The organism is Actinoplanes sp. G11-F43 (assembly GCF_050589265.1).
Classification (GTDB): domain Bacteria; phylum Actinomycetota; class Actinomycetes; order Mycobacteriales; family Micromonosporaceae; genus Actinoplanes.
Genome location: NZ_JBNZCE010000019.1, coordinates 9,020 through 25,077, shown reverse-complemented (window position 1 = coordinate 25,077; position 16,058 = coordinate 9,020). Strand labels below are relative to the sequence as shown.

Sequence of the window (16,058 nt, the reverse complement as noted above, 5' to 3'; positions counted from 1 at the left end):
CACTTCATGTCGTACCCCGGTTCTAGGGTTCGGTCATGTCCTTCGACTGGACCGGATTCGACCGGTGCGTGCTCGACGGCGACAGCACGGCGGCCACCGCCCTGCTGCTCGCCGCGAGCGAGGCCGACCGCCTCGCCCGCTTCGGCGAGCTGACCGCACGCGTCCGCTCCGACCCGGGCACCTGGTGGCGCCGCAGCCGGCACTTCCCCCGGATGCACGCCCTCGCGGTGATCGGCTGCGCGCCGTCCGCGGCCAAAGCCGCCGTCCTGCTGCGCCACGGCGACATGGCCGACTGGACCGGGATCACGGTCACCGACTTCCTGGCGATCGCCCGCGCCCGGCACCTGACCTGGACCGCCGACCTCGGCGTCCGCCTCGCCACCCGGCTCCCGGCCGAGGGCGTCCGGCCCCGCGAGTGGCAGTTCCTGACCGCCCTGCTCGCCGAAGGGCCCGCCGACCCGCCGGTCACCGTGGGCGTGATCCGGTCCTGGGCTCGCACGGCCTTCGCCACCGGCGCCGACCCCGCCGCCCAGCCCCACCTCGATCTGCTGCTGCCCGCCGTCTTCGACACCGACGGCGTCGGCGGCGGCCTCCTGGACAGCCACTTCTCCCCCGCCGTCCGCCGTCTCACCACCGAAGGACGGCTCGACCGGGCCCGGCTGCTGGCCATGACCGTCGACCGGCTCGGCCGCCCGGACCGGCCCGGCCACCTGCGGGCGTTCACCGCCCTGCACGACGACCTGGCCCCGTCCGCCACCGAGATCGCCGCGCACGCGATGGACTACGCACGGATCCTCGGCTCCGGCCCACCCGCCGTCGCCGGGCCGGCCCAGCGGGCCCTCCGAGCCGCCGACGACGCCGGGCTGCTCGATCTGGACACACTGCTGGAAGCGAGCGCCGCGGTGCTGCCGCGTCCGGAGAAAGGACTGGTCAAGACCCAGCTGGCCTGGCTCGACCGGGTCGCCCGGCGGGATCCGGGCCGGGCCGGTGAGGTGCTGGCCACGGTCGCGGCGGGATTCGGGCATCCGATGCTCGACCTGCAGGAACGAGCCCTCGCCGTGATCGAGCGGCACCTGCCCTCCACCGGCGCGGCGTCGGTGCCCGGCCTGGCCGAGGCCACCGGCGACCTCGCCGAGTTCCTGCGTCCCCGTGCCGAGGCGCTGTTCCATCCCCCGCCACCGGCCGAGGCGCTGTCCCAACCCTCGCTACCGGCCGCCGCCAGTGAAGAGCCGGCCTCCTCTCCCGGGAGCGGGCCGGCCGCTTCTGCTGGGATCCGGCCGGCCGCTTTGGTGGGGAGCGGTCCGGCCACCTCTGCCGGGGATGGCCGGACCGGCGCGCCTCCCCCGGCCGGCCGGCTGCCTGGGGAGGCGATGCCGCCGGGGATCGGAAGCGCGGCGGAGCTGGCCGAGGAGGTGGTCGCACTCCTCGCGGAGGACAGCGCGGTCCGGTGGGAGCGGGTTCTGGACGGGCTGGTCCGGCTGCACGCGACGGGTGACGGCGAAGCTCTGTCCGCGGCACTGCGGCCCGTCCTGCACCGCTACGCGTCCACCTTCAACCGGTGGGATCAGACCCGGCCGGCCTACCTCGCCGAGGCGATCCGCACCGCGGTCGGTCATCAGCCCCAGCCCAGGATCCGGCGGGAGCTGCTCGCCGTGGCCGACGCCGCCGACCGTCTCACTCGGCCGGCTCCGTCCGCGACCGTCCCCGATCCTCCTGAACCCCGCCCGGTCCCCTCCGAACCCGGCCCGGACCCGATCGATGCAGGCCCGGAGCCTCCCGAGACCCACCCGGAGCCTTCTGAATCCGGCCCGGAGCAGGCCGAGGCAGGCCTGGATCCGGCCGAGGCAGGCCTGGATCCGGCCGAGGCAGGCCTGGATCCGGCCGAGGCAGGCCCAGAACACACATCGGGCGATCTTGAGCTGCTCGGGACGGCCGACGGCCTCCTCACGCTACGCCTTGCCGAGATCGCGCGGCGGATCGCGCGGGATCCGGTGCCGTTCCTGGTCGCCACGCCGACCCATGTCACCGGGGCCATCGACGCGGATGTCCTGACCTCCCGGCTGACGCGGGCGCGGCGGGACGGGTGGGCACCGGCGGCTGTCGACTTCGAGCAGGCGCTGCTGCGGGTCGTACCCAGCCGGGATCCGGCGGTGCGGGACCGGGCCACGGCCGTCGGCTCGGTGCACGGCGACCGCCTGGCCGCGTGGCTCGCCGGTGGTGGCCTGCCCGACCCGGTGAGCAGCAGATTCGTCCAGGCCCACGTCACCGCGGACGGGAGCGTCCTCGCCCGGCGGGTCGTCGTCAACCTGAGCCCCGGCGCCGCGCAGAATCCCGGCTCCCCGCCGAACCCAGGCGCCGCGCAGAATCCCGGCTCCCCGCCGGATTCGGGCGCCGCGCAGAGTTCCAGTTCGCCGCCGGATTCGGGCGCCGCGCAGAATCCCCTCACCCCACTGAATCCCGGCATCGCGCAGAAGTCCTTCACCCCACCCGCATCCGGCGCCGCGCCGGGTCTCGGGGCGGCGCTCAGCCCGCTGCAGGCCGCCATGTCCACGTTGACCAGGACCGCGACGCCCTATCAGGACGAGTACTGGTATTCGGTTCATCACGGCGGCATCCTTGCCCTGGCCCTGCCTCACCATCGGGAAGTGGCCGCCGCCCGGATGCTGCCCCGGTTCGCCGCCCTGACCGAACAGGACGATGACACCGCGATGCTGCTGCCGGTCCTCGCCGAGGCCGGTGGACCGGTGGGGCCGGCCGTGGCGCTCGCTGTGACGTACGGGCTCGGGGCTCGTCTCCCGGCTGCCCGGGTCGCCGCCGTCGACGCCTTCCTGACACTGGCGGCCGAGGCCGGGCCGTTCGCCGGTCTGGTCGGCGCCGAACTGGGCGACCTGGCCGCCGACGGCGTCGTGAAAGCGGTCCGGGTCGCGCCCGCGCTGGCCGAGGCCCATCAGGCGGGGGCGTCGGCAGCGGTGTGGGAGGTGCTGCGAACGGCACTGCCTCTACTTCTGCCCACCTCGCCCCGCGGCCTGCCCGAACTGCTCGAACTCGGCACCCAGGTGGCCGGAGCGTCCGGCGCGCGCGGCGAGATCCCGGAGCTGACCCCGATCGCCACCCGCCGGGGCGGCACCCGGCTGATCCGGGAAGCCCGCCGACTGCACGAGACCCTGACCCGATGAGATCAGCGGGAGAGGTGGAAGAGATGTCCGGGAACGACCATTGACCCGCCGTTTGCGGAGATGCCATGAGATCGTCGCCTGGGTGACGGTTCGGTCGCGTCGACTCTGAGCGGAGCACCGGCGAGGGACGCCGATGCGCTGAACCGTGGAGGAGAACGTGGCAGATCGCCGTCAGGTGCTGCGGATCGGTGCTGTCGCCGCCACCGCTCCGGCTCTGGCCGGGGCCGCGGCCACACCCGCCCTCGCCGAGACCTACGCGGGGGCGGACGGGCGCGGTGGGCGGGGGCACGGTTCGGGCCGGCCGCTGGTGGTGGGGCATCGGGGCGCGTCCGGGTACCGGCCCGAGCACACCCTCGCGTCGTACGAGCTGGCCGCCCGGATGGGTGCCGACTACATGGAGCCGGACCTGGTCATCACCAGCGACGGGGTTCTGGTGTGCCGGCACGAGCCGGAGATCGGCGGCACCACCGACGTGGCGGCCCGGCCCGAGTTCGCCGGCCGGAAGCGGACCGTCTCGCTGGACGGGGTGAGCGTGACCGGCTGGTTCACGCACGACTTCACGCTGGCCGAGCTGAAGACCCTGCGGGCCACCGAACGGATTCCGGCGGTACGGCAGCGGAACACGCTGTACGACGGCCGCTTCGAGGTGCCGACCTTCCAGGAGGTGCTGGACCTGCGCAAGCGACTCTCCCGGGAACTGGACCGGGAGATCGGTGTCTATCCGGAGACCAAGCACCCCACGTACTTCAATCGGTTGGGTCTGGGTCTGGAGAAACCGCTGGTGCGGGTGCTGCGCCGGAACGGTCTGGACGCGCGGGGCGCGAAGGTCTTCATCCAGTCGTTCGAGGCGGTGAACCTGCGGGAACTCGCCGGTGAGCACCGGGTGAAGGTGCCGCTGGTGTTCCTGACCGCGGCGAGCGGGACGCCGTTCGATGATCCGCGCGCCTACGCCGACTATCTGACGCCGCGGGGGCTGAAGGAGCTGTCGCAGTACGTGGACGGGCTCGGGCCGGAGAAGGGGCAGGTCATTCCGCGGAAGGCGGACGGGACGCTCGGTGCCCCGACGAGTTTGGTGCGGGACGCGCACGCGGCGGGGCTGACCGTGGTGCCGTACACGTTCCGGGCGGAGAACTCGTTCCTGCCGGCCGAGTTGCGGGTGGGCACGGATCCGGCGGCGTACGGCCGGGCGATCGACGAGCAGGTGACGTTCTTACGGACCGGCATCGACGGCCTCTTCACCGACAACCCGGACATAGCAGTCCTGGCCCGCACCCTCGCCTGATTTTCGGCTAGCCGTGCCTCAGACAGGTAATGGCTACCGTGAAACCTGTCTGAGGTACGGCCGGGGTTCCCCAGCCGTACCTCAGACAGGTAATGACAGGCCGGTTACCTCGCTGAGGTACGGCTAGCCGAAAGGCGGAGGGTGCGGGCTGGCTGTGGGTCGGAGGGGCGGGGTGGCTCGGGCCGGGTGGGTGGGGCTGTGGGGGGCTACTTGGCGACGATTGTCGGGTAGATGTGGGAGAAGTCGAGTTTGTAGCCGAAGCCGCTGGCCACGATGAAGGTCAGGCCGAGCAGTACGCCGATCACCACGACCGCGAACAGGGCGTAGCCGAGCACCGTACCGAAGGGCTTGCGGTCGGCCGGGGTGACGCCGGTGGCGTCCACCGAGGCCGCCCCGGCCCCCCACGCGAGGGAGCGGATGCCGAGCGCGAACAGGATCGGCAGGCCGGCGCCGAGGGCCAGGCCGGCGAGCAGGACCTGCCACGCGCCGTCGAGAGCGAACCCGAGGTTGTGCATGTCGATGCCTCTCAGTTGGCCGCGACGGCGGGGACGGACGGCGTGGTGGCGGGTTCGGCGGGGGCGCCGTCCCAGTCGTCGTTGACGTTCTCGTGGTCGATCTTGCCGGTGCGGGAGCGCAGGTACATGGCGATCGAGGCGAGGCAGAGGAGGGTGAAGACGACGAGGGCGCCGCCGGTGCCGCCGACCGCGTTGCCGATCCAGTACATGGCGGCGCCGACGAGGGCGGCCGCGGGCAGGGTGATCATCCAGGCGAGGAGCATCCGGCCGGCGACGGCCCAGCGGACTTTGGCGCCGGGGCGGCCGAGGCCGGAGCCGATGACGGAGCCGGTGGCGACGTGGGTGGTGGAGAGCGCGAAGCCGAGGTGGCTGGAGGCGAGGATGACCGCGGCGGCGCCGGATTGGGCGGCGGTGCCCTGTGACGGGGTGATGTCGGTGATGCCCTTGCCGAGGGTGCGGATGATGCGCCAGCCGCCGAGGTAGGTGCCGAGGGCGATGGCGACGGCGGCGGAGACCTTGACCCAGAGCGGGATGTTCTCCAGGTCGGTCCAGTGGCCGCTGGCGATGAGGGCGAGCGTGATGACACCCATGGTCTTCTGCGCGTCGTTGGTGCCGTGCGCGAGGGAGACGAGGGAGGCGCTGCCGATCTGGCCCCAGCGGAAGCCCTGTTCGGTGAAGCGGGCTGCGACCCCGGCGGTGATCTTGAAGATCACCCAGGTGCCGAGGGCGGCGACGACTCCGGCGATGACGGGTGAGATGACGGCGGGCAGGAGGACCTTGCCGACGACGCCGTCGAGTTTGCTGCCGTCGCCGTTCCAGTTGACGCCGGCCATGCCGAGGCCGGCGAGGGTGGCGCCGACGAGGCCGCCGAAGAGGGCGTGGGAGGAGCTGGACGGCAGCCCGAGGAGCCAGGTCAGCAGGTTCCAGACGATGCCACCGACGAGGCCGGCCAGGATGATCAGCAACAGGGTGCTGCCGCCGTCGGCGAGGAGTTCCGCCTTGGGGGCCCCGCTCTTGTCCTGGATCTTGACGACGGCGTTGGTGACGGTCAGCGCGACTTCCACCGACAGGAACGCGCCGACGAGGTTCAGGACGCCGGAGAGGGCCACGGCTGTCTTGGGCCGGAGCGCCTTGGTGGCGATGGAGGTGGCCATCGCGTTGGCGGTGTCATGGAACCCGTTGGTGAAATCGAAGGCCAGGGCCGTGATGACCACCAGCGCCAAGATCACGGATGTTTCTGTCACGTCGTGATCGTGACCGAGTTACGGGCTGACGGCCAGAGGCGGAACGGGACATGTACAAGGTTCCGCCTCCGTTAACCTTCCGTTTCCCATATTTCAACTCTTCGTGATCGCAAAGTCACGCCGAGTATCCGTCAACCACCTTTAGGTGAACTTTGTTTTAGCTATCTGCCATATACAAAACCCGCAAATCGCCTATAAGGTACGAATCTCGGTGTCGGCGGTCACGATCGATTCACGCAGGATTTCCAGCCCGGTGCGCGCCTCCTCCTCGGTCAGCGTCAGCGCGGGTCCGATTCTGATCACGTTGCCGTAGAGCCCGCCCTTGCCCACCAGAAGACCGTTCGCGCGGCAGAGGTCGAACACCCGTACCGTCGCGGCGGGGTCCGGCTCGGTGGTTCCGGGGCGGGTGAACTCCAGCCCGATCATCAGGCCCCGGCCCCGCACCTCGGCCAGGATCGCGCTGTCCAGCTCCCGCAGCCCGTCCAGCAGGATGGCGCCGACCCGCCGGGCGTTGCCCTGCAGGTCACGGTCGAGCACGTAGTCGAGGACCGCGTTGCCGGCCGCCGCGCTGACCGGGTTGCCGCCGAAGGTGGAGAAGCTGATCGCCGGCACCGCGTTCATCACCTCGACCCGGCCGACCACGCCGCCCAGCGCGTACCCGTTGCCGATGCCCTTGGCGAAGGTGATCAGGTCCGGGGTGACGCCGTGCGCCTGGTAGCCCCAGAAGTGCTCGCCGGTGCGGCCCCAGCCGGTCTGCACCTCGTCGGCGATGAGCAGGATGCCGCTCTCGTCGAGCACCTTCCGGTACGCCCCGAGCAGCCCGTCCGGCCCGTGCACGAACCCGCCGACGCCCTGGATCGGCTCGGCGATCAGGGCCGCCACGTCGCCCGCGGTGACCGTGCTGAGCACCTCGCGCAGGTCGTCGACGGCCGCGTCGATCAGGGCGGCGTCGTCGAGCCCGGCCATCCGCCCGCGCAGCCGGTCGGCGGAGGCCAGCCAGTTCACCGCGAACGGCTGGAGCGAGCTGGACGACCAGCTGCGGTGCCCGGTGATCGCCATGGTGCCGAACGACCGGCCGTGGTAGCTGTTCTTGATCGCCAGGATCTGGTTGGACCGGCGCACGTTGGTGGCCATCAGCAGGGCGGTCTCGTTGGCCTCGGTGCCCGAGTTGGTGAAGAAGACCCGGGCGTCCGGGATCCCGGAGATCCGGGCGATCTTCTCGGCCAGTTCGACCTGCTGCCGGATCAGGTAGAGGGTGGAGGTGTGCGCGACGCCGGTGCCGATCTGGGCGCGGACGGCGTCGCTGATCTCGGCGACGTCGTAGCCGATCATCGTGGTCAGCACGCCGCCGAAGAAGTCCAGATAGGTGCGCCCGGTGGCGTCGGTGACGTGCCGGCCGCTGCCGGAGACGATCTCCAGGGCGTCGTCGCCGTAGTAGACGGGCATCCAGGTCGGCATCACCGCACGGTGACGGTCGAGCAGGCTCATCGGGATCCTTTCGGGAAACGCTAACGCCAGCCGGGCGGGTGGGCGAGCCCACGCCGGCCGCTGCCGCGGGTGGTCGGGAAGGTGGCCGCCGCGAGGACGTCGGCCAGGTCGTCGTAGCCGTCGGCGACCAGGCCCACGGTGATCCGCAGGTGGTCGCCGTCCAGCGGGGTGACGCAGAACGGGGCGCCGGGCGCGGCCGCCACCCCGTGGGCGGCCAGCGCGACCATGGCGTTCTGCTGGTCCGGGACGGCCATCCAGAGGTTGATCCCGTCGGCCGCGGTGGCGGTCACCCCGCGCGCGTGCAGTGCCTTCAGGAGCAGACCCCGGCGTTCGGCGTACGTGGTACGAGCGGTCGCCACCCGGGCCACCGCCCCGGGGTCGGTGAGCAGGTCGAGCAGCACGCCCTGGAGCAGCCGGCTGGACCAGCCGGGCCCGAGCAGCCGCCGGTCGGCGAGCGCGGTGAGCACGTGGGCGGGCCCGCCGACCGCGGCCAGCCGCAGATCGGGGCCGTGGCTCTTGGCGAAGCTGGCCACCCGTACGGTGCGTTCGGGCAGGTAGCGGCCGAGGCTGACGACCGGCGCGGTGGCGATGTCGCCGGCGTGGTCGTCCTCGACGACGAGCAGGTGCGGCGCCTCCAGGAGGACGTTGGCCAGTAGTGCCGCACGGGCGGCGTCCATGCTGGTACCGGTGGGGTTGTGGGCACGGGGCTGGAGGAAGAGGGCGACCGCCCGGTAGTCGCGGATGGCCTGCTGGAGGGCGTCCGGGACGAGGCCGGCCGAGTCCATCTCGACGCCGATCACGGTGGCGCCGACGGCTTGGAGCAGGTCGAGCAGGGGTGGGAAGGCCGGGTTCTCGACGAGCACGTGATCGCCGTATCGCAGGGCGGCGCCGGCCACCCGGTCGAGAGCGTCCATCGCACCGTCCACGACGGTCAGTCTCTCCGGCGGGTACGGCCACTGTTCCCGCAACAGCGATTCCAGTTCGGGGAGCACCGGGACGTCGAGGTAGCTGCCGGCCCACCGGCCGTCGCCGATCCGGCGCAGGGCCTGGCTCAGGTCGGGCAGCAGCAGCGGGTCGGGCACGCCGGTGGACAGGTCCCGGGGCAGGTTCATCCGGGCGCTGCTGAGCTGGGCGTACCGCAGCCGGGCGCGGGGTGGCAACGGTCCGGACACGAACGTGCCGGATCGGCCGCGGGTCTGGATGGCTCCGGCGAGGATGAGGTTGCGCCAGGCTTCGCTGACCGTGGTCGGGCTGACCCCGAGCCCGCTCGCGACCACCCGAACGGTGGGCAGCCGGGCGCCCGCGGGCAGGCGGCCGGAGGTGATCAGCCGGCTCACCGCGGCCGCTATGCCCCGGGCGCTTCTGTCCTGAACCGCCCCGGTGATCAGGGTCAGCAAATTATCGTCTCCGAAACATTCCGTAACGTACGGGCAATTGTTCGCCTCAATGTGTGTCGTTAGTGTCCTACGGCATCCGGCGCTTGCAAGCAAGACCTGGCGCAGGACCTATGACGAGGAGTAAACACACGATCACAGGCGCTTCGAGGCGCACTGCGCGTGCATAAATGATCAAGAGAGAGGGGCCGCCATGACGACCGGAGTCGTCCGCGCCGCCCTCGTCCAGACCACCTGGACGGGCGACAAGGAATCGATGATCAAGGCGCACGAGGATTACGCTCGTGAGGCCGCCGCCCAGGGCGCGAAGGTGATCTGCTTCCAGGAGCTCTTCTACGGGCCGTATTTCTGCCAGGTCCAGGACGCCGCGTACTACGAGTACGCGGAATCGGTTCCGGGCCCGACGACCGAGCGTTTCCAGGCGCTCGCCGCCGAACTCGGCATGGTGATGGTCCTGCCGATGTACGAACAGGAGCAGCCCGGAGTCCTCTACAACACCGCCGCCGTGATCGACGCCGACGGGAAATACCTCGGTAAATACCGCAAGAACCACATCCCGCAGGTGAAGGGTTTCTGGGAGAAGTTCTACTTCCGTCCGGGAAACCTGGGATATCCCGTTTTCGACACCGCGGTCGGCCGGGTCGGCGTCTACATCTGTTACGACCGGCATTTCCCGGAGGGCTGGCGGGCGCTGGGCCTGAACGGCGCGCAGATCGTGTTCAACCCGTCGGCCACCAGCCGTGGTCTCTCCTCCTATCTGTGGCAGCTGGAGCAGCCGGCCAGCGCGGTCGCGAACGAGTACTTCATCGGCGCCATCAACCGGGTCGGGGTCGAGGATCTGGGTGACAACGACTTCTACGGGCAGACGTATTTCGTCGACCCGGAGGGCAGGTTCGTCGGCGAGGTGGCCGACACCCACAACCCCGAACTTGTCGTACGGGATCTGGACCTGAGCCTGCTGAGCACGGTCCGGGACCGGTGGCAGTTCTACCGGGACCGCCGGCCGGACTCGTACGACGGGCTGGTGGCGCCGTGACGTTGCTGATCAAGGGCGGGACCGTGGTCGGGCCGGTCGGCGCGACGAAGGCGGATGTCCTCATCGACGGCGAGACGATCACCGCGCTGTACGCGCCGGGCACCGCCCCGGAGATCGCGGACACCATCGACGCCACCGGGAAGTACGTGATCCCGGGCGCGGTGGACGCGCACACCCACATGGAGCTGCCGTTCGGCGGCACGCACGCCAGTGACACCTTCGACACCGGCACCCGGGCGGCGGCGATCGGCGGCACCACCACGATCATCGACTTCGCGGTGCAGCGGACCGGCGAGGTGATCCAGGACGGGCTGGCCGCCTGGCACGGCAAGGCCGAGGGCAACTGCCACATCGACTACGCCTTCCACATGATCATGGGCGGGGTGGACGACGAGTCCCTCAAGGCGATGGACCACCTGGTCGCCAACGAGGGCATCAGCAGTTTCAAGCTCTTCATGGCGTACCCCGGCGTCTTCTACTCCGACGACGGGCAGATCCTGCGGGCGATGCAGAAGGCGCGCGACAACGGCGCCATGATCATGATGCACGCGGAGAACGGGCCGGCCATCGACGTGCTGGTCAAGCAGGCCCTGGAGCGTGGCGAGACCGATCCGGTCCACCATGGTCTGACCCGGCCGCAGGAGCTGGAGGCGGAGGCCACCAGCCGGGCGATCTGGCTGGCGAGCGTGGCCGCCGACTGCCCGCTCTACATCGTGCACCTGTCGGCCTCGAAAGCGCTCGACCAAGTAAAAAACGCCCGTGACCTGGGGAAGAACGTCTTCGCCGAGACCTGCCCGCAGTACCTCTATCTCACGCTGGAGGACCAGCTCGGCGCGCCCGGGTTCGAGGGCGCCAAGTGGGTCTGCTCGACACCGCTGCGCAGTAAGCACGAGACGCACCAGGCGGACCTGTGGCAGGGCCTGCGCACCAACGACCTGTCCGTGGTGTCGACCGACCACTGCCCGTTCTGTTTCAAGGACCAGAAGGAACTGGGCCTCGGCGACTTCTCCAAGATCCCGAACGGCATCGGCAGCGTCGAACACCGCGTCGACCTGCTCTACCAGGGCGTCGTCGACGGGAAGCTGTCGCTGAGCCGCTGGGTGGAGACGATCGCGACCACCCCGGCCCGGATGTTCGGCCTGTTCCCGAGGAAGGGCATCATCGCGCCCGGCTCGGACGCCGACGTGGTGATCTACGACCCGAACGGGCGGACCCGGATCAGCGCCGAGACCCACCACATGAACATGGACCACTCGGCCTGGGAGGGCTGGGAGATCGACGGCAAGGTCGACACGGTCCTGTCCCGCGGCGAGGTGATCGCCTCCGGCGGCGAGTACACCGGGCGGGCCGGGCGCGGCAGGTATGTCAAACGCGGCCTCAGCGACTACCTGATCTAGGGGGTGCGTATGGACATCGGCGTCGTCCTACAGAACGACCCACCCGCTCTGGAGATCGTCGAGTGGGCGAAGAAGGCCGAGGCGGCCGGCTTCAGCCACTTCTGGACGTTCGACTCGCACGTGCTCTGGCAGGAGCCGTTCGTCGTCTACTCGGCCATCCTGGGCGCCACCGAGCGGATCGTGGTCGGCCCGATGGTGACCAACCCGGGCACCCGGGACTGGACGGTCACCGCGTCGACCTTCGCCACCCTCAACGAGATGTACGGCAACCGCACGGTCTGCGGCATCGGCCGTGGCGACTCGGCGCTGCGGGTCCTCGGGCTCACCCCGCAGACGCTCGGCCAGCTGCGCGAGAGCGTACTGGCGATCAAGGGGTTGGGTAACGGCGAGAAGGTCACCGTGCGTGGCCAGGAGCTGCGACTCGCCTGGGCCGCGGACAGCCGCCTGGAGGTCTGGGTGGCGGCGTACGGCCCGAAGGCCCTGGCCATCACCGGTGAGGTGGGTGACGGGTTCATCCTGCAACTCGCCGACCCGGACATCGCCGAGTGGATGATCAAGGCGGTCCGCAAGGCGGCGGCGGACAAAGGCAGGGACCCGGACGCCATCAAGTTCTGCGTGGCGGCCCCGGCCTACGTCGGCGACGACCTCGGCCATCAGCGGGAGCAGACCCGCTGGTTCGGTGGCATGGTCGGCAACCACGTGGCGGACATCGTGGCGCGCTACGGGTCGTCCGGAGCGGTCCCGCAGGCTCTGACCGACTACATCAAAGCCCGCGAGGGGTACGACTACGCGGAGCACGGCCGGGCCGGCAACAGTCACACCGCGTTCGTGCCGGACGAGATCGTCGACCGGTTCTGTGTGCTCGGCCCGGTCGAGGAGCACACCAGGAAGCTGCGGGAACTGCAGGAGCTGGGCGTCGACCAGTTCGCCGTCTACCTGCAGCACGACGCCAAAGCGGAGACCCTTGCCGCGTACGGCGAACACATCATCCCGGCGTTCTCGTGAGGCGCGTCCTCTCGGTGATCGCCGGACTGGTCGCGGCCGCACTGGTCTGGGAGGGCTACAAGGCGGCCGGCGATCCCGAGGGGACGGTGCTGTTCGGCGTGCGGGTGCTCCCGCGCGCCGACGACCTCTCCATGCCACACCTGTGGACGATCGGGCGGCGGCTGGCCGATCCGGAGATGACCGGCGGCCGACCGGTGTGGCTGGTGGTGGCCGAGGCCTGCCTGTTCACGCTCGGCATCACCGCCGCCGGTTTCCTGGCCGGGGCGGTGATCGGGCTGGTGCTGGCCGCGGCGATGCAACGGTTCCGGATCGTCGAGCGGGGCCTGCTGCCGTACGTCATCCTCTCCCAGACCGTCCCCCTGGTCGCGCTGGCGCCGCTGATCGCCGGCTGGGGTGGCACCCTGATGCCGGCCTGGGCGACGGTCGCGGTGATCGCCGCCTACCTGGCGTTCTTCCCGGTCGCGGTGGGCATGCTGCGCGGGCTGCAGTCACCGGCGGCCAGTGGTGTCGAGCTGATGCGCAGCTACGCCGCCGGCTGGTGGCGCACCCTGGTCAAGCTGCGGTTCCCGGCGGCGCTGCCCTATCTGTTCCCGGCGTTGCGCCTGGCCGGCGCGGCGGCGGTGGTCGGCGCGGTGGTCGGTGAGATCTCCACCGGCACCCGGGGCGGCATCGGCCGTCTGATCATCGAGTACTCGCGGGAGGCCACCTCGGATCCCGCCAAGGTCTACACGGCGATGCTCGGCGCGGCTCTGCTGGGCCTGCTCGTCGCCGGCCTCGTCTCCCTTCTCGAACTGCCGTTGATGCGGCACCGGCGACATGTGGAGGTGGTGACCCTGTGAGCGCGGTCCACGTCGAGGGCCTGACCAAGATCTTCAACCGGGGGCGTACGGATGAGGTGCTCGCCCTGTCCGATGTCGATCTGACCGTCGGGGACGGTGAGTTCGTCTCGCTGATCGGCCCGTCCGGGTGCGGCAAGAGCACGCTGCTGCGCCTGATCGCCGATCTGATCGAACCCACCACCGGCACCGTCACCGTCGCCGGCAAGCCGGCCGAGCAGGCCCGCCGCGAGCAGGAGTACGGCATCGCCTTCCAGCAGGCCGGGCTCTTCGAGTGGCGGACCGTGCGGCGCAACGTCGAACTCCCCCTCGAACTGCGCGGCGTGTCCAAGAGCGAGCGCCGGGCCAGGGCTGAGGAGATGCTGGAGCTGGTCGGGCTCGCCGAGTTCGCCGGGCACTACCCCGGGCAGCTGTCCGGGGGCATGCAGCAGCGGGTGGCGATCGCGCGGGCGCTGGCCGTCCAGCCGCCGCTGCTGCTGATGGACGAACCGTTCGGGGCGCTGGACGAGATGACCCGCGAGCGCCTCCAGTCGGAGCTGCTCGGGATCTGCGCGAAGACCGGCGCCGGCACCGTGTTCGTCACCCACTCGATCTCCGAGGCGGTGTTCCTCTCCGACCGGGTGGTGGTGATGTCCGCACGACCGGGACGGATCACCGCGTCGATCGAGGTGAAACTGCCGTCCCGGGACGAGGCGGGACGGCAGGCGCCGCTCTACTTCGAGAAGATCACCGAGGTACGTCAGGCACTGCGCTCATGAGACGCGTACTCCCGCCGGTGATCTTCGGGGTTCTCGCTCTTGTTCTCTGGGAAGTGTTCGTGACACTCGGGCGGGTGGCGCCGTTCATCCTTCCGGCGCCGAGCGCGATCGGGGCGCAGATCCTGGAGCAGCGCGGCAACATCTGGGACGCGGCCCTGGCCAGCGGGGCGAACGCCCTGGTGGGCTTGGTCGGCGGCACCCTGCTGGCGGTGCTGGCCGCGCTCGCCGCCAGCCGGTCCCGGCTGCTCGGTGAGGTGTCGATCCCGTTCGCGGCGGTGGTGAACGCGCTGCCGATCATCGCGCTCGCCCCGATCCTCAACAACATGTTCGAGTCGACCAGCAGCGTCCCCCGCCGTCTGGTCACCGGCATCGTGGTGTTCTTCCCGGTCTTCCTCAACCTGCTGCGCGGGCTGCGCGAGGTCAGCCCGGTCCATCAGGAGCTGATGCGCACGTACGCGGCGAGCGGGTGGACGTTCGCGGTCAAGGTGCGGCTGCCCGGCGCGCTCCCCCATCTGTTCACCGGCCTGCGGCAGGCGTCGTCGCTGGCCGTCATCGCAGCGGTGGTCGCCGAATACTTCGGTGGTCTCCAGGACGGGCTCGGCGCGCGGATCACCTCCGCCGCGGCGTTCACCGCCTACCCCCGTGCCTGGGCCTTCGTGGCCGGCGCCTGCCTCCTCGGACTCACCTTCTACCTGGTCACGCTCCTGCTGGAGCGGCTGGCCATGCCCTGGAAACAACGGTTGATCAGCTAAGGGGTCTGCGTCTTGAAGTTCTCTCGCATCCTTCTCGCCTCGGTGCTCGCCCTGGGCGCCTGCGGTACCGCCGATACCCCCACCACACCGGCCGCCTCCGGTGGGCTCACCCCGGTCAAACTCCAGTTGCAGTGGTTCTTCCAGGCCCAGTTCGCCGGCTACATCGCCGCCGTCGACCAGGGCTTCTACCGGGAGCAGGGCCTCGACGTCGAGCTCCTGGAAGGTGGCGTCGACATCGTGCCGCAGACCGTGCTGGCCACCGGCAAGGCCGACTACGCGGTCGCCTGGGTGCCGAAGGCGCTCGCCTCCCGGGAACAGGGCGCCGGGATCACCGACGTCGCTCAGATCTTCGCCCGGTCCGGCACCTACCAGGTCGCCTGGAAGGACAGCGGCATCAGCAAAGCCGCCGACCTGAAGGGCAAGAAGGTCGGCAACTGGGGCTTCGGCAACGAGTTCGAACTGTTCGCCGGGATGACCAAGGCCGGGCTCGACCCCGGAAAGGACGTCACCCTGGTGCAGCAGCAGTTCGACATGCAGGCGCTGCTGAAGAAGGAGATCGACGCCGCCCAGGCGATGAGCTACAACGAGTACGCCCAGCTCCTCGAAGCGAAGAACCCGGACACCGGGCAGCTCTACACCGCCGAGGACTTCACCGTCATCGACTGGAAGACCGAGGGGTCGTCGATGCTGCAGGACGCGGTCTGGGCCAACACCGAGCGGCTCAGCGACCCGAACTACCAGGCGCAGACGGTGAAGTTCCTGACCGCCACGATCAAGGGCTGGGCGTTCTGCCGGGACAACGCGGAGAAGTGCCGTGATCTGGTGGTGGCCAAGGGCGCCAAGCTCGGGCAGAGCCACCAGCTGTGGCAGATGAACGAGACCAGCAAGCTGATCTGGCCGGCCGCCGGCGCGGGCATCGGCGTGATCGACGAGGCCGCCTGGAAGCAGACCGTCGACATCTCGATGACCACGAAGAACCAGACCGGCGACACCGTGCTGACCAAGGCCCCGGAGGGGCTGGCCTACACCAACGACTACATCAACCAGGCGATCGAGCAGGCCAAGGCCGCCGGGGTGGACGTCACCGGCGCCGGCTTCCAGCCGGCCACGGTCACCCTGACCGAGGGCGGCGCCTGACGTCGTGTGCCGCGTTGCGGTGCGTTCCGCACCGCAAC

13 protein-coding genes are annotated in these 16,058 nt (G+C 70.4%); 9 read left to right on the top strand and 4 right to left on the bottom strand.

The window, feature by feature from the left end; all coding sequences use genetic code 11:
- Positions 1-35: 35 nt before the first annotated feature.
- Both ACQ0O7_RS23165 and ACQ0O7_RS23160 read left to right on the top strand, forming a co-directional pair.
- Complete coding sequence (locus ACQ0O7_RS23165) at positions 36-3,176, top strand: DUF6493 family protein (protein WP_430784272.1); 3,141 nt, start codon at positions 36-38, stop codon at positions 3,174-3,176.
- 157 nt (positions 3,177-3,333) lie between these two features.
- Positions 3,334-4,458, top strand: a complete 1,125-nt coding sequence (locus ACQ0O7_RS23160; RefSeq protein WP_430784271.1) for a glycerophosphodiester phosphodiesterase — start codon at positions 3,334-3,336, stop codon at positions 4,456-4,458.
- 206 nt (positions 4,459-4,664) lie between these two features.
- Here the strand turns inward: ACQ0O7_RS23160 and ACQ0O7_RS23155 are convergent, their stop codons facing one another.
- From ACQ0O7_RS23155 to ACQ0O7_RS23140, 4 genes are all read right to left on the bottom strand, one after another.
- A complete protein-coding gene (locus ACQ0O7_RS23155) occupies positions 4,665-4,973 on the bottom strand; it encodes a hypothetical protein (protein WP_430784270.1) in 309 nt (102 codons plus the stop codon).
- Positions 4,974-4,984: 11 nt separating this feature from the next.
- The gene (locus ACQ0O7_RS23150) at positions 4,985-6,217 is read right to left on the bottom strand and encodes an inorganic phosphate transporter (protein ID WP_430784269.1); all 1,233 of its coding nucleotides are present in this window, start codon (positions 6,215-6,217) and stop codon (positions 4,985-4,987) included.
- 192 nt (positions 6,218-6,409) lie between these two features.
- The gene (locus ACQ0O7_RS23145; protein WP_430784268.1) at positions 6,410-7,705 is read right to left on the bottom strand and encodes an aspartate aminotransferase family protein; all 1,296 of its coding nucleotides are present in this window, start codon (positions 7,703-7,705) and stop codon (positions 6,410-6,412) included.
- A gap of 20 nt (positions 7,706-7,725) precedes the next feature.
- The gene (locus ACQ0O7_RS23140; protein WP_430784267.1) at positions 7,726-9,102 is read right to left on the bottom strand and encodes an aminotransferase class I/II-fold pyridoxal phosphate-dependent enzyme; all 1,377 of its coding nucleotides are present in this window, start codon (positions 9,100-9,102) and stop codon (positions 7,726-7,728) included.
- Between the two features lie 190 nt (positions 9,103-9,292).
- On the opposite strand from ACQ0O7_RS23140, the gene ACQ0O7_RS23135 reads away from it, so the two are divergent.
- Genes ACQ0O7_RS23135 through ACQ0O7_RS23105 form a run of 7 tightly spaced genes read left to right on the top strand, consistent with a single transcriptional unit; the run spans position 9,293 to position 16,020 of the window.
- Positions 9,293-10,135 (top strand): nitrilase-related carbon-nitrogen hydrolase, encoded by an 843-nt coding sequence (locus ACQ0O7_RS23135; RefSeq protein WP_430784266.1) that lies wholly within the window; start codon positions 9,293-9,295, stop codon positions 10,133-10,135.
- Entirely contained in the window at positions 10,132-11,532 is a 1,401-nt protein-coding gene (gene hydA / locus ACQ0O7_RS23130) for a dihydropyrimidinase (protein ID WP_430784265.1), read from the top strand. The genes ACQ0O7_RS23135 and hydA overlap by 4 nt, the downstream gene beginning before the upstream one ends.
- A gap of 9 nt (positions 11,533-11,541) precedes the next feature.
- On the top strand, positions 11,542-12,537 hold the full coding sequence (locus tag ACQ0O7_RS23125) for a TIGR03842 family LLM class F420-dependent oxidoreductase (protein ID WP_430784264.1): 996 nt from the start codon (positions 11,542-11,544) through the stop codon (positions 12,535-12,537).
- Positions 12,534-13,376 carry an ABC transporter permease gene (locus tag ACQ0O7_RS23120; RefSeq protein ID WP_430784263.1) on the top strand — a complete coding sequence of 281 codons (843 nt, stop codon included), beginning with the start codon at positions 12,534-12,536 and terminating at the stop codon, positions 13,374-13,376. The genes ACQ0O7_RS23125 and ACQ0O7_RS23120 overlap by 4 nt, the downstream gene beginning before the upstream one ends.
- On the top strand, positions 13,373-14,131 hold the full coding sequence (locus tag ACQ0O7_RS23115; protein ID WP_430784262.1) for an ABC transporter ATP-binding protein: 759 nt from the start codon (positions 13,373-13,375) through the stop codon (positions 14,129-14,131). The genes ACQ0O7_RS23120 and ACQ0O7_RS23115 overlap by 4 nt, the downstream gene beginning before the upstream one ends.
- Entirely contained in the window at positions 14,128-14,883 is a 756-nt protein-coding gene (locus tag ACQ0O7_RS23110; protein ID WP_430784261.1) for an ABC transporter permease, read from the top strand. Before ACQ0O7_RS23115 ends, ACQ0O7_RS23110 begins: the two co-directional genes overlap by 4 nt.
- Positions 14,884-14,895: 12 nt before the next feature.
- Positions 14,896-16,020, top strand: a complete 1,125-nt coding sequence (locus ACQ0O7_RS23105; protein WP_430784260.1) for an ABC transporter substrate-binding protein — start codon at positions 14,896-14,898, stop codon at positions 16,018-16,020.
- Positions 16,021-16,058: the final 38 nt, after the last annotated feature.